Here is a 13,563-nt window from a genome sequence, read left to right as displayed (position 1 = left end):
CGGCCCTTCGCATCAAACGCCGCCCTGCGCGGCAACACAAGGTCGATCTGACGATTTCTCACTTCGCCGCGACCTATTCTTGACCGGTGAACGCTGACGCGAAGAACCCGGCGCCGCCCCGCCGTGCGGCGATCGTCTACAACCCGACCAAGGTGGATGTGGGCATACTCCGTGCTCTCGTCGCGCGCGAGGAGGCCGGAGGCGGCTGGGCGGAGTCACTCTGGTTCGAGACGAGCGCGGCCGACGACGGCCGGGCGGCCGCGCAGAGCGCTCTGGCCGAGCATCCGGAGCTGGCCGTGATCGTCGGAGGCGATGGGACGCTCCGCGCGTCGGCCGAGGTCCTCGCCGGGACGGGCATCCCGCTCGGACTGGTCCCGGCGGGCACCGGCAACCTGTTCGCCCGCGAACTGCGCCTCCCCGTCTCCAACGTCAAGGCTGCGGTGACCACCGCGTTCACCGGGGTGGATGCGAACGCCGACCTCGGTCTCGCCGTGCTCGACCGGCCGGACGGCACGCAGACCAGGCGCGCCTTCCTCGTGATGGCCGGGATCGGACTGGATGCGCACATGGCCGGGCACACGAATCAGCGCCTCAAGAAGCGCATCGGCTGGCTGGCGTACTCGGACCCGATCGCGCGCAGCATCCTGGGCAACAAGCAGTTCGACCTCCACTACGCGCTCGACGACGAACCGGAGGTGGCGCTCCGGGCGCACACGGTGATCGTCGGCAACTCGGGCAGCCTCACCGCCGGCTTGCTCCTGATCCCCTCCGCGACCATCGACGACGGCCTGCTCGACGCGGTCGTCCTCCGCCCCCGCGGAGGCGGCGGCTGGACGAACATCGGCTACCGCCTCACCTTCAACCGGATGCTGCACCGCACCGGCTTCGGCCGCTTCGTGTCGCGCTACAGCCCCACGCCGCGTGCGATCCGCTACGCGCAGGCGAAGACCATGCGGGTCCGGTTCGACGAGCCGCAGGAGATCCAGCTCGACGGCGACCCGAACGGCGTAGTGATCGGGGCGACGCTCACGGTGCAGCCGCACGCGCTGACGGTGCGGGTGGACCCGCAGCGGGCGGCGCAGCGTCGCCGCGCCGCTCCCGTGCTGGCGTCGTAGCGGCGGCTGCCGGGCTCCCTCTCTACGGCGCTGCGCAGCGCCGGGATACACTGCCGCCATGCACGCTGGGTCTTCCCCGCCGCGGGCCTCCGACGCGACACCGATGCGGACCCTCGCGCGCCTGTCGGCCTGGTACACGCGCCACGACCCCGGCCACGCAGCCCTCCGCCGCGCCACGCGCACGGCCATCGTCATGCCGCTGCTGTTCGCCTTCAGCAGCGTCGTGCTCGGTGACGCCCAGGTAGGCACCTTCGCCGCCTTCGGCTCGTTCGCCATGCTGATGCTGGTGGATTTCGCCGGTCCGATGCGCGAACGCCTCCAGGCTCAGCTCGGCCTCGCGATCACCGGCGCCGTCTTCGTCTGCCTGGGAACCCTCGCGTCCTCCCCGATCTGGCTGGCCGTCGCCGCAATGGCGGTGGTGGCGTTCGCCGTGCTGTTCGCCGGGACGGTCAGCTCCGTGCTCGCGTCGGCGAGCACCTCCCTGCTGCTGGCTTTCATCCTGCCGGTCACCCTCCCCGGGACGCTCGCCGACATCCCGCCGCGCCTCTTCGGCTGGGGGCTGGCGGCGGCCGTCGGCCTCGTGGCCATCGCGGTGCTCTGGCCCGCACCCACCAGGGAACCCCTCCGAGCTCCGGCCGCCGCGGCGTGCCGCGCACTGGCCGCCCGCCTCCGCGCCGACGTCGCCTACCTGCACGGCGACGGCGACCCGGCCCTGTCCTCGGCACGCGCCGCAGCCGTCACAGCCGCCGACACCGCGGTCGACGCCCTGCAGACCGTCTTCCTCGCGTCGCCATACCGCCCCACCGGCCTCAGCACGTCCGCCCGCATCATCGTGCGTCTCGTCGACGAGCTCACCTGGCTCAACATCCAGATCTCCCAGTCGGCGCTGTCCCCTCCCCTCGGTTCCACCCCGGCCTCCCCGCTCCGCGAGACCGCCCTGCAGTCGAAGCTCGCCGCGGCAGCAGCACTGGATGCGGGAGGCCGGCTGCTTCTGACATCCGGCGGCGACCCCGCCCCCCTCGAGTCCGCCCTGGCGGACCTCCGGCAGGCCCGCGCCGCCGTGTACGCGGCCGCCATGTCGATGCCCGCGCTGCCGGGCGGCGCATCCGGAGCGGGTGGCGCATCCCTCACCACTTCCACCCCGAGCCCCCTCGTCTCCGCACTCGACCCCGGCTTCCGCGCCCAGGAGCTCAGCCACGCCGTCGACCAGGCCGCCCAGAACATCGCGCTCACCGCCCGGGCGGAGCGCCGCACCTGGTGGCAGCGCGTCCTCGGCAAGCAGCCCGGCGACGTGCCCGGCCCGCTCGCGGCCGCCGAGGAGCGCGCGAGCGGCTACTTCACCTGGCATTCCGTCTGGCTGAGGAACAGCATCCGGGGCGCGGCCGCCCTCGCGCTCGCGGTGCTGCTGGCGGACCTCACGGGCGTGCAGCACTCGTTCTGGGTGGTGCTCGGCACCCTCTCCGTGCTCCGCTCCAACGCGCTCAGCACCGGCCAGACCGCCCTCCGCGGCGTGCTCGGCACCTCGCTCGGCGTCGTGGCCGGAGCGATCCTGCTCCTCGCGATCGGCACGAACACGGTGGCCCTGTGGGTGCTCCTCCCCATCGCGGTCCTCTTCGCCGGAATCGCCCCCGCCGCCATCTCGTTCGCCGCCGGCCAGGCCGCGTTCACGATCACCCTCGTGCTGCTCTTCAACATCATCGCGCCGACAGGCTGGACCGTCGGCCTGCTCCGCATCGAAGACATCGCCATCGGCTGCGGCGTGAGCCTCCTGGTCGGCGTGCTCTTCTGGCCCAGGGGAGCATCCGCCGCCCTCCGCCAAGCCCTCGCCGAGGCATACGCCGACGGCCTCCGCTACCTCGCCGCCGCCGTCGCATACGGCCTCGGCCGTTGCGCAGAGTCGGCCGAGGCCCTCCCGCGCCCCACCGCACCGTCCACGAAAGCCGCAGCCTCCTCCCGCCGCCTCGACGACACGTTCCGCACCTACCTGGCCGAGCGCGGCACCAAACACCTCCCCCTCGCCCAGGTGACCGCCCTGGTCACGGGCGTGGCCGGCGTCCGCCTCGCCGCCGACTCGATCGTCGACGTCTGGCAGGGCCAACTCCCCGTCCCCGCCGACGTCTCAGCAGCCCGCCACCCCCTCCAGCACCTGGCAACCCGCCTCACCACCTGGTACGACCAACTCGGCGCCGCCCTCGTCACCCACTCCACGCCACCACTCCCCCTCCACCGCGACCCCGCCGCCGAGCGCAGCCTCGCCGAGGCGATCACGCCCGACCTGGATGCGGTTGCCTCCGATGCCGCCGCCCTCACCTCCCCAAGCGCAGCCACCACTGTCCGCCTCATCTGGACAGCCGACTACCTCGATGTGGTCCGCCGCCTCCAATCACTCATCACCTTCTCCGAGACTGCGGCCCGCAACACGCCCCAGCGCACACCCCCCGGGAACGACGAAGGGCCGACCTGATTTCCATCAGATCGGCCCTCGTACGTTATGTCCGTGCGCGAGGGGGGACTTGAACCCCCACGCCCTTTCGAGCACTGGCACCTGAAGCCAGCGCGTCTGCCAATTCCGCCACTCGCGCGAACTAGGAGAGACTAACACGACCTCCGCATCCATTTCGAATCAGGGCCCCTTCGGTGCCTTCTCACCCGTTCCGACTAACATGCTCATAGTCGACGAGCCGGGAGCGGGAGACCTGTGGGCATTCTGGACAACTTCGAGAGGGGTCTCGAACGTGCTGTCAATGGCGCGTTCGCCAAGACCTTTCGGTCGGGGCTGCAACCGGTCGAGCTCACCAGCGCGCTGAGGCGGGAGCTGGACACCAAGGCCGCCGTCGTCACGCGGGACCGCATCCTGGCTCCCAACCGGTTCGCCCTGCGCATGTCGCCCGCCGACTACAAGCGGATGCGCGGGATGGGGGCGGCGCTCACCGATGAGCTCGTCTCGTTCGTGCAGCAGCACGCGACCACCCAGCACTACCAGTTCGCGGGCGGCATCTCCATCGACCTCGTCGAGGACTCCTCCATCACCGAGGGCATGCTGCAGGTCGACTCGGAGAACGTGAAGGGCGCCGTCGCGTGGACGCCCGTGCTCGACATCGGCGGCAAGCGGTACCCGCTCACCCGGTCCACCACCGTCATCGGGCGCGGAAGCGACGCGGACATCACCGTCGACGACACCGGCATCTCCCGCAAGCACGTGCAGATCATCTGGGATGGGCAGCGCGCCCAGGTGCAAGATCTCGGCTCCACGAACGGCTCCCAGTTGAACGGGCAGCCGGTGCGGAAGGCGATTCTCGAGCCGGAATCCGTCATCACCATCGGTCGTACCCGTATTGTGTTCCGGGTGCTGCCGCAGGCGGCGCCAGCCCCGTCCGCCGGTCAGGGCTTCGCCGACGACGTGACGCGGCGCAACGACATCGGGAATTTCTGGAGCGAATCGTGAACCCCAGTGAGCTGACGCTGCTCGTGCTGCGGTTCGGCTTCCTCCTGTTGCTGTGGCTGTTCGTGTTCGGCATCGTCTACGCGCTGCGCACCGACCTGTTCGGGCAGCGGGTCCGCAAACTTCCGGATGCGCAGCAAGCCGCATCCCCGTTCGTCGCGGCCGCCGGCGGCGCGGCACCGGCGGGTGCGGCAGCGGGTGCGGCGGCAGCCGGCCGCCCCATGCAGGCCCCTCCCGTCTCCAGCCTCCCGTCCGGCGCGAACACCGCCACCGGCCGCCCGAAGGCGACCACGCAGTCCGCCGGCCGCCTGGTCATCACCTCCGGCCCGCGCCAGGGCACCGAGCTCGCCCTCGGGCGCGACCCGATCACCATCGGCCGGTCGAGCGAGTCCGGGCTGGTCATCCGCGACGACTACACCTCCACCCACCACGCCCGTCTGCTCCTCTGGAACGACGAGTGGATGGTCCAGGACCTCGACTCCACGAACGGCACCTTCCTCGACGGCCGCCGGGTCACCGTCCCCACCCAGATCCCGCTCGACACCCCGATCAAGATCGGCACGACGACGTTCGAGCTGCGACGGTAGACGTGGCGGCGAATCGGGCAGCGGCCGTCTCTCACGTCGGGAAGATCCGCTCCAACAATCAGGACTCCGGCTATGCCGGGCATGACCTGTTCGTCGTCGCAGACGGGATGGGCGGTCACGCGGGCGGCGACGTCGCCTCCGCCATCGCCGTCAACCGCATCCGCGAGGCCGACAAGGAGTACGCGACGGCCACCGAGGCGGAGTTCGCCCTGCAGTCCGCGCTGATCGCCGCGAACTCGCTGCTCGCCGAGACCGTGTTCGAGCATCCGGAGCTCACCGGCATGGGCACGACCGTGAGCGCCATCGTGCGGGTCGGCGACCAGCTCGCGCTCGCCCACATCGGCGACTCCCGCATCTACCTGTTCCGCGATGGAGAGCTCAAGCAGGTCTCCATCGACCACACCTTCGTGCAGCGGCTCGTCGACAGCGGCCGCATCACCGAGGAGGAGGCGATGGTCCACCCTCGCCGGTCCGTGCTGATGCGCGTGCTCGGCGACGTGGATGCGTCCCCCGAGATCGACACCTGGATCCTGGACACCCGGCCGGGAGACCGCTGGCTGATCTGTTCGGACGGCCTGAGCGGCGTGGTCAAGCACGACGACATGGTCGCGGCCCTGTCGTCGAGGGATGCGCCGAAGCAGGTCGCCGAGAAGCTCGTGCGACAGAGCCTCGATGCCGGAGCCCCGGACAACGTCACCGTCGTCATCCTCGACATCGCGGACACGGCTCGCGGCGAGACCATGAAAGACCCGGTCACGGTCGGCTCCGCCGCCTCCCCGCTGTCCTTCGACACCGAGGCCAAGCCGACCACCCGCACCACGCGCCTGCCGTCGCTGCGGTTGCACCCCATCCGTCCGGCCACCGGACCGACGCACTTCGAGCCGCAGTCCGAGGACTATCTGGACGAGCTGATCGAGGAGGATCAGCGCCGCGTCCGCCGTCGCCGCGTCACCTGGCTCGTCGGCGTGATCGTCCTCGTACTCGCCATCGCCCTCGCCGCGCTGTTCGGCTACCAGTGGACGCAGTCCCGGTACTTCGTCGGTGCGGCACCGTCCGGAAACGTGGCCATCTTCCAGGGGGTCCAGCAGAATCTGGGCCCGATCTCCCTCTCGCACGTCTATGAGGAGTCGAGCGTGAACGTCGACGAACTCCCCGCGTACGACAAGCAGCTCGTGGAGCAGACCATCAACGCCGACAGCCTCGAGTCGGCCAAAGCGATCGTGAATCAACTGTCCGATGCCGTCAAACAGTAACGCTGCGACGCTCGACCAGCCCGCGCCGGCCACCGGCAGGGTCAAACGACTGCGCCTGCCCGCCAAGCTCCGCAACCTGGAGCTGGCGCTGCTCATCGTCGCCTGCGCCATCAACGCGGTCGCCGTCGTGCTCGTGCAGCTCGGCGCCCTCGGCCACGTGGACCTCACGCTGCTCTACCTCGGCGTCGGCCTCTCCGTCCTGGTGTTCGGGATGCACATCGCGCTCCGCTACGTCGCCCCCCAGGCGGACCCGTTCCTGCTGCCCATCGCCACCGTGCTCAACGGCATCGGCATCGCCGAGATCTACCGCATCGACATCCACTACCAGGACACCGGCTGGAACAGCGCCGGCGTGCGCCAGATCGTGTGGAGCGCCATCGCGATCATCTGCGCGCTGGCGGTCATCATCGTCATCCGCAACCACCGCGTCCTGCAGCGATACACCTACATCTTCGGGTTCGCGGCGCTCGTCCTGCTCCTGCTGCCGATGCTCCCCGGCATCGGCAAGGAGATCTACGGCGCGCGCGTCTGGATCGGCATCGGCCCGTTCAGCTTCCAACCCGGCGAGATCGCCAAGCTCTGCCTCGCGATCTTCTTCGCCGGCTACCTCGTGCAGCACCGCGACTCGCTCTCGATGGTCGGCAAGAAGTTCCTCGGGATGCGGTTCCCGCGCGCAAGAGACCTCGGCCCCATCCTGATCGTCTGGCTGATGTCGATGGCGGTCATCGTGTTCCAGCGCGACCTCGGAACCGGTCTCCTGATCTTCGGCCTGTTCCTCGTGATGCTGTACGTCGCGACGGCCAGGATCAGCTGGGTCATCCTGGGTCTGCTGCTGATCGTGGGCGGCGCCGTCGTCGCCAGCCAGGTGCTCGTCTACGTGCACGACCGGTTCGAGAACTGGCTCAACCCGTTCGCGCAGAAGGTCTACGACGCGGACGGCGGCAGTTTCCAGCTGGTGCAGGGCCTGTTCGGGCTCGCGCACGGCGGGCTCATCGGCACCGGCCTCGGCCAGGGTCAGCCGTGGGTGACGCCGGTCTCGCAGAGCGACTACATCATCGCGAGCATCGGCGAGGAGCTCGGCCTGGCCGGCCTGTTCGCGATCTTCGCGCTGTATCTGCTGTTCGTCGCGCGCGGTCTGCGCATCGGGTTCGCCGGTCAGGACGACTTCGGCAAGCTGTTGGCCGTCGGCCTCGCGTTCACCGTGGCACTGCAGTGCTTCATCGTCATCGGCGGCGTGACCAGGGTCATCCCGCTGACCGGTCTGACCACGCCGTTCCTCGCGGCGGGCGGTTCGTCGCTCGTCGCCAACTGGATCATCGTCGCTCTGCTGCTCCGGCTGTCGGACACCGTCCGCAACCAACCCCGTCTGGTGGTGAGCTGAGTGAATCGCGAGATCAAGCGGATCAGCACGATCGTGCTGCTGATGTTCGTCGCCCTGCTGGTGTCGACGTCGATCCTCGCCGTGTTCCAGGCGGACGCCCTGACGGCGGATGCGCGCAACAGCCGGGCGCGCAACGACAGCTACGCGCAGCAGCGCGGCGCCATCCTGGTCGCCGGACAACCGGTCGCGCAGTCCGTTCCGTCGAACGACGTGTACAAGTTCCAGCGCGTGTACAGCAACGGCCCGCTCTACTCCTCCGTCACGGGCTTCTTCCCGGTCAACGGAGAGCCGACGGGCCTGGAGGGCGCCCTGGACGACAAGCTCTCCGGATCGTCGAACTCGCAGTTCTTCGACCGCGTCAACGCGATCCTCACGGGCAAGAACCCGCAGGGCGCCTCCGTCGAGACCACCATCGACCCCGTCGCTCAGCAGGCGGCGTACGACGCGCTCGGCAGCTACCAGGGCGCCGTGGTGCTCCTGGAGCCGAAGACCGGCCGCATCCTGGCGATGGTCTCGAAGCCCGATTTCGACCCGAACACCCTGGCCGGCCACGACGGCGACACGGTCAACGCCAACTATCAGGCCCTTCTGGATGCGCAGGGCAGCCCCCTGACCAACCGCACCATCGGCGGCGACCTCAACCCGCCTGGGTCCACCTTCAAGCCCGTGATGAGCGCGTCGGCGTTCGAGTCGGGCAAGTTCACCAAGGACAGCCAGCTGCCCAACCTGTCGTCCCTGCCGCTGCCCGGATCGCCCACGGTCGTCAAGAACGACAACTTCTCCACCTGCGGCCCCGGCGCCACCGTCTCGATCGCGACCGCGCAGATCCTGAGCTGCAACATCCCGTTCGCTGAGCTCGGGATGCAGCTGGACCCGCAGACGATCCACACGCAGGCCGAGAAGTTCGGCTTCAACCAGTCGCTGAAGATCCCGATCCCGGTGGAGAAGAGCGTTTACCCGCTCTACGTCGACGACGCGAAGCGCGCGCTCGGCTCGTTCGGTCAGTACAACGACAAGGCGACTCCGCTGCAGATGGCGATGGTGTCGGCGGCGATCGCGAACGGCGGCAAGCTGATGTACCCGAACCTGGTCGACTCGATCCGCTCGGCCGACCTGCAGACCCTCGAGAGCTTCCAGGCGAGAGAGTTCAGCCAGGCGCTCAGCCAGCAGAACGCCGACACGATCAAGCAGATGATGGTCGACGGCGTCGATCACGGCGTGGCGAGCAATGCAAGAATAGACGGGGTCGAGGTCGGCGGTAAGACCGGAACGGCGCAGAACGGGGACAACGACCCGTTCACGCTCTGGTTCACAGGTTTCGCGCCGGCGAACGATCCTCAGTTCGCTGTGGCGGTTGTTGTTGAAAATGGCGGTGGACAAGGTCAGAACGGCACGGGTAACTCCATCGCCGCTCCGATCGCGAAGAAAGTACTAGAGGCGGTGCTGAATAAATGAGACCCACAGCAGGGCTCACCTTCGGGGGACGTTACGAGCTGCAGTCGCGTATCGCGATCGGCGGCATGGGCGAGGTCTGGCAAGCGACAGACCTCGTCATCGGACGCACCGTCGCCATCAAGATCCTCAAGGACGAATACCTGGGTGACCCGGGCTTCCTCGAGCGCTTCCGTGCCGAGGCCCGCCACGCCGCCCTGGTGAACCACGAGGGCATCGCGAACGTCTTCGACTACGGCGAGGAGGAGGGCAGCGCCTTCCTGGTGATGGAGCTCGTCCCCGGCGAGGCGCTGTCGACCATCCTGGAGCGCGAGCACGTGCTCAGCACGGACAAGACGCTCGACATCGTCGCGCAGACCGCCGCCGCGCTGCACGCCGCCCACGCCGCCGGGCTCGTCCACCGCGACATCAAGCCGGGCAACCTGCTGATCACGCCGGACGGCCGCGTCAAGATCACCGACTTCGGCATCGCGCGCATCGCCGACCAGGTTCCGCTGACGGCCACCGGCCAGGTCATGGGAACCGTCCAGTACCTCTCGCCGGAGCAGGCGTCCGGTCACCCGGCGTCTCCGACCACCGACATCTACTCGCTCGGCATCGTCGCGTACGAGTGCCTCGCCGGCCGTCGCCCGTTCACGGGCGAGTCGCAGGTCGCCATCGCGATGGCGCAGATCAACGAGGCTCCGCCCGAGCTCCCCGCCACCGTCGCCGAGCCGGTTCGCAACCTGGTCTTCGCGTGCATCGCGAAGAACCCGGCCGACCGCCCGGCGTCGGCAGCGCACCTGGCGCGTGCGGCTCAGGCCCTCCGCCGCGGCGACGTCCAGGCGGCCGCCGCCTCCGTGCCCGCCGTCCTCGGCGGTGCTGCTCTCGGCGGAGCGACCACGATGCTCATGCCGTCGGCGAACGCCGGCGCCACCGAGGCGACCACCGTGCTCCCGTCCGCGGGCGCGCGGACCATGCAGACCGAGGTGCAGGAAGCAGAGCCGTCGACCACGACGAAGAAGCGCAGCCCGTGGACCTGGCCGCTGATCGCGCTGATCGCTCTGCTGGCGCTCGTGCTCATCGGAACGATCATCGCCCTTGTCGCACAGCCGAACACGCCGGCGCCCACGCAGACCAAGACCACGACGAGCCAGCCGCCGGCGCCCAAGCCGACGACGCCGAGCCCGACCCCGACGAGCAACACCGTGCAGATCACGGAGGCCGACTTCGACGGGCTGACCGCCGACGCCGCGCGCGCCAAGCTGCAGGGCCTCGGGATGGTCGCCGACGTGCAGACCGGCAACGCCGCCACCGCGCAGGCCCAGGTGAACACGGTCTACTCCGTGAACCCCACCGGACCCGTGCAGAAGGGCGCCACGATCACGGTCAAGGTGTTCGGACCGGTGACCCCGATCCCGACGCCGACGGACGAGGTCACGGCCAACCCGAGCGAGGTCGACAACTTCGACCCGAACAACATGCCCAAGGTCACGGTCACCTTCGGATCGGCCACCTGCCCGGCCGGACAGGACCTCAAGGGCCGCGCGCTCTACGTCAACGGCACGCAGCAGACACCGGTGAACGCCACGTCCACGACGTGGACCCCGAACGCCGTCGGCACCTACCAGCTCTCGTACACGATCTTCTGTGGGGAGTCGATCGAGTCGGCGCAGTCGCCCGCCGTTCCGTACGTGGTCAAGGCCAGCGCATCCACCGGGGGGAACAACAATGGAGGAACAGGGACGGGGACGAACGGCGGCTGATCGCGCGTCTTCATCACGGGGATATACCCAGACTGAGACCGCTACACTAGCCGGAGCCACCACCCAGAAGGAGTCCGCATTGAGCCCAGATAGCCGCCTGCTCGCAGGCCGATATCAGGTGGGCGAACTCATCGGACGGGGCGGCATGTCCGATGTGCACCGAGGCAAAGACACCCGCCTCGGCCGCACGGTCGCGATCAAGCTGCTCAAGCCGTCTCTGGCCACAGACCCCGCGTTCCGCACGCGTTTCCGCCAGGAGGCGCAGGCCGCGGCCCGCATGGCGCATCCCACGATCGTCCGCGTCTTCGACGCCGGCGAGGAGACCGTCCGCGAGCCGAACGGTCACGAGGCGCAGCTGCCCTTCATCGTCATGGAGTACGTCGACGGCGTGCTCCTCAAAGACCTGATCAAGAAGGGGCCGCTCGAGGTCTCCGAGGCCGTGCGCATCACCGAGGGCATCCTCACCGCGCTCGAGTACTCGCACCGCGCCGGCGTCGTGCACCGCGACATCAAGCCGGGCAACGTCATGATCACCAAGTCCGGCCAGGTCAAGGTCATGGACTTCGGGATCGCGCGCGCCATCAGCGACTCCTCGGCCACGGTGGCGCAGACCACCGCCATCCTCGGCACTGCCAGCTACTTCTCTCCGGAGCAGGCCAAGGGCGAGTCCGTGGATGCGCGCACCGACCTCTACTCCACCGGCGTGGTCCTCTTCGAGATGCTCACCGGCCGCCCGCCGTTCCGTGGGGACACCCCGGTCGCCGTCGCGTACCAGCACGTCAGCGAGGCGCCGGTCAAGCCGAGCTCCATCAACCACAAGATCTCCCCGGCGATGGACGTCGTCGTCGCCCGCGCGCTCACCAAGGACCGGTTCGAGCGCTACCAGACGGTCACCGAGTTCCGCGACGACCTCGAATTGGCCGCCTCGGGCAAGGTGCCCGTCCACAAGACCCCGGATGCGCTGGGCGAGACCCTCTTCGGCGCCCCGCCGAGCGTCGTGTCCGGTCCGGAGGCCGCGTTCCGCCAGCTCGCAGAAGACCAGACGATGGTCCGCACGCAGCGCCGCCCACCGGTCATCTGGATCTGGGCCGGTGTCGCGATCATGGCCGTCGTCATCGTCGCCGTGCTGGCGTGGGTGCTGCGGCTCGCGCCGAGCACCACGATGCCGGAGACCTCGCGCGAGGTGCCGAACCTGTCCGGCCAGACCCTCGACAAGGCCACCGCGCAGCTGCAGGACATGAAGCTCAAGTGGACACAGGCGTCCGAGGCGAGTTCGACGTATCCGCAGGGCGAGGTCATCCGCACCGATCCTGGCGCAGGCATCGTCGTCGCCACCGGTGACACCATCACCGTCTACGTCTCGACCGGCAAGAAGACGGTCAGCGTGCCCGACGTGCACAACATGACCACGGATGCGGCCAAGGCGGCCCTCGCCGCTGTCGGCCTCTCCGTCGGCCCCGTCACCACGACGAACTCGTCGACGGTCCCGGCCAACGTCGTCATCACCACCGACCCTGCCCCCAACGCCAACGCGCACGAGGGCGACGCCATCGCGCTCACGGTGTCGAGCGGCAAGGTCACGGTCACCGATCTCACCGGTCAGTCTCTGCAGGCGGCGACGGGCATCCTGTCGGATCTCGGCCTCACGGTGAACCCGAAACCGGATGCGACCTGCCCGCAAGACAAGGGAGCGCCCCTGGTGCACACCCAGTCGCAGGTGGGCGACGTGCCGCAGGGCTCAGCGGTCGACCTGACCTACTGCTCGGGCTAAGTCAGCCCGGCTAGACCAGGGGTCTAGACCAGCTTCACGAGCGGGTTCAGCGCACGGGATGCGTCGGCGGCGCCGTGCAGTCCCGCCACCTCGAGCCAGTTTCCGAGCATCCGGTATCCTCCCTCGGTGAGCACGGACTCCGGGTGGAACTGCACGCCGTAGATCGGGGCCTCGCGGTGCCGCAGCGCCATGATCACGCCGCCGGGTGTGCGCGCGGTGACGATCAGGTCGTCCGGCATGGTGCCGTCGACGACCGCGAGCGAGTGGTACCTCGTGGCGGTGAAGGGCTGACCGACGCCGTCGAAGAACGGGCTGTCGTCGTGGTTGACCTCGGAGGTCTTGCCGTGCATGAGCTCTTCGGCGTTGGTGACGACACCGCCGAACGCCTCGGCGATGGCCTGGTGACCGAGGCAGACGCCGAGCAGCGGCATCCCGGTCTGCAGGGCGAGCTTCACGATCGGGATGGAGACCCCGGCGTCCGCGGGTTTGCCCGGCCCCGGCGACACCAGCACGGCGTCGTATTCGGCGAGGCGTGCCGGCAGGTCGGCTTCGGCGATGTCGTCGTTGCGGACGACCTCGGTCTGCGCTCCCAGCTCATGGAGGTAGCCGTTCAGCGTGTAGACGAAGCTGTCGTAGTTGTCGATGACGAGTACGCGGGTCACGGCCCCACGGTACCTTCCTGGGGGCCCAAGAGCGAATCAACCCAAGGGAACACCCAGGTGACGAGCGCCGCGAGCACCGCCACGAACAGCACGATCAGAATCAGGATGCGCACCCACACCGGTCCAGGCAGGATGCGCCATAGTGCACCGTACAT

At 69.1% G+C, this 13,563-nt stretch carries 11 protein-coding genes and 1 tRNA gene; 9 read left to right on the top strand and 3 right to left on the bottom strand.

Translation table 11 applies throughout. The features are described 5' to 3' along the window. Positions 1-86: 86 nt before the first annotated feature. Positions 87-1,115, top strand: coding sequence for a diacylglycerol/lipid kinase family protein (locus AC1ROC_RS16860; RefSeq protein WP_493001568.1), 1,029 nt, complete (start codon positions 87-89; stop codon positions 1,113-1,115). A gap of 58 nt (positions 1,116-1,173) precedes the next feature. Then, the gene (locus tag AC1ROC_RS16855; RefSeq protein WP_493001566.1) at positions 1,174-3,579 is read left to right on the top strand and encodes an FUSC family protein; all 2,406 of its coding nucleotides are present in this window, start codon (positions 1,174-1,176) and stop codon (positions 3,577-3,579) included. A gap of 34 nt (positions 3,580-3,613) precedes the next feature. Here AC1ROC_RS16855 and AC1ROC_RS16850 read toward each other — a convergent pair. Next, a tRNA-Leu gene (locus AC1ROC_RS16850) sits at positions 3,614-3,697 on the bottom strand. 116 nt (positions 3,698-3,813) lie between these two features. On the opposite strand from AC1ROC_RS16850, the gene AC1ROC_RS16845 reads away from it, so the two are divergent. The 7 genes from AC1ROC_RS16845 (at position 3,814) to pknB (ending at position 12,746) form a co-directional block, all read left to right on the top strand. After that, positions 3,814-4,560, top strand: coding sequence for an FHA domain-containing protein (locus AC1ROC_RS16845; protein ID WP_168688246.1), 747 nt, complete (start codon positions 3,814-3,816; stop codon positions 4,558-4,560). Then, positions 4,557-5,144, top strand: coding sequence for an FHA domain-containing protein FhaB/FipA (locus AC1ROC_RS16840; RefSeq protein WP_493001564.1), 588 nt, complete (start codon positions 4,557-4,559; stop codon positions 5,142-5,144). Before AC1ROC_RS16845 ends, AC1ROC_RS16840 begins: the two co-directional genes overlap by 4 nt. Before the next feature lie 2 nt (positions 5,145-5,146). Next, entirely contained in the window at positions 5,147-6,397 is a 1,251-nt protein-coding gene (locus tag AC1ROC_RS16835) for a PP2C family protein-serine/threonine phosphatase (protein ID WP_085367468.1), read from the top strand. Next, positions 6,381-7,778: an FtsW/RodA/SpoVE family cell cycle protein gene (locus AC1ROC_RS16830; protein WP_085367467.1), complete on the top strand. Its 1,398-nt coding sequence runs from the start codon at positions 6,381-6,383 to the stop codon at positions 7,776-7,778. The genes AC1ROC_RS16835 and AC1ROC_RS16830 overlap by 17 nt, the downstream gene beginning before the upstream one ends. Next, the gene (locus AC1ROC_RS16825; RefSeq protein ID WP_493001561.1) at positions 7,779-9,233 is read left to right on the top strand and encodes a peptidoglycan D,D-transpeptidase FtsI family protein; all 1,455 of its coding nucleotides are present in this window, start codon (positions 7,779-7,781) and stop codon (positions 9,231-9,233) included. Beyond that, positions 9,230-10,975 carry a serine/threonine-protein kinase gene (locus AC1ROC_RS16820; protein WP_085367465.1) on the top strand — a complete coding sequence of 582 codons (1,746 nt, stop codon included), beginning with the start codon at positions 9,230-9,232 and terminating at the stop codon, positions 10,973-10,975. The genes AC1ROC_RS16825 and AC1ROC_RS16820 overlap by 4 nt, the downstream gene beginning before the upstream one ends. A gap of 79 nt (positions 10,976-11,054) precedes the next feature. After that, the gene (gene pknB / locus AC1ROC_RS16815) at positions 11,055-12,746 is read left to right on the top strand and encodes a Stk1 family PASTA domain-containing Ser/Thr kinase (RefSeq protein ID WP_281727826.1); all 1,692 of its coding nucleotides are present in this window, start codon (positions 11,055-11,057) and stop codon (positions 12,744-12,746) included. A 23-nt stretch (positions 12,747-12,769) separates the two neighbouring features. On the opposite strand, the gene AC1ROC_RS16810 is transcribed toward pknB, so the two are convergent. Together AC1ROC_RS16810 and AC1ROC_RS16805 are read right to left on the bottom strand one after the other, a co-directional pair. Continuing rightward, complete coding sequence (locus AC1ROC_RS16810; protein WP_434950629.1) at positions 12,770-13,408, bottom strand: anthranilate synthase component II; 639 nt, start codon at positions 13,406-13,408, stop codon at positions 12,770-12,772. Then, complete coding sequence (locus AC1ROC_RS16805; RefSeq protein WP_143465528.1) at positions 13,405-13,563, bottom strand: DUF4175 domain-containing protein; 159 nt, start codon at positions 13,561-13,563, stop codon at positions 13,405-13,407. The genes AC1ROC_RS16810 and AC1ROC_RS16805 overlap by 4 nt, the downstream gene beginning before the upstream one ends.

This window comes from Leifsonia sp. GW821-FHT13C05 (assembly GCF_058806515.1).
This window is presented reverse-complemented; position numbering and strand designations above follow the sequence as displayed.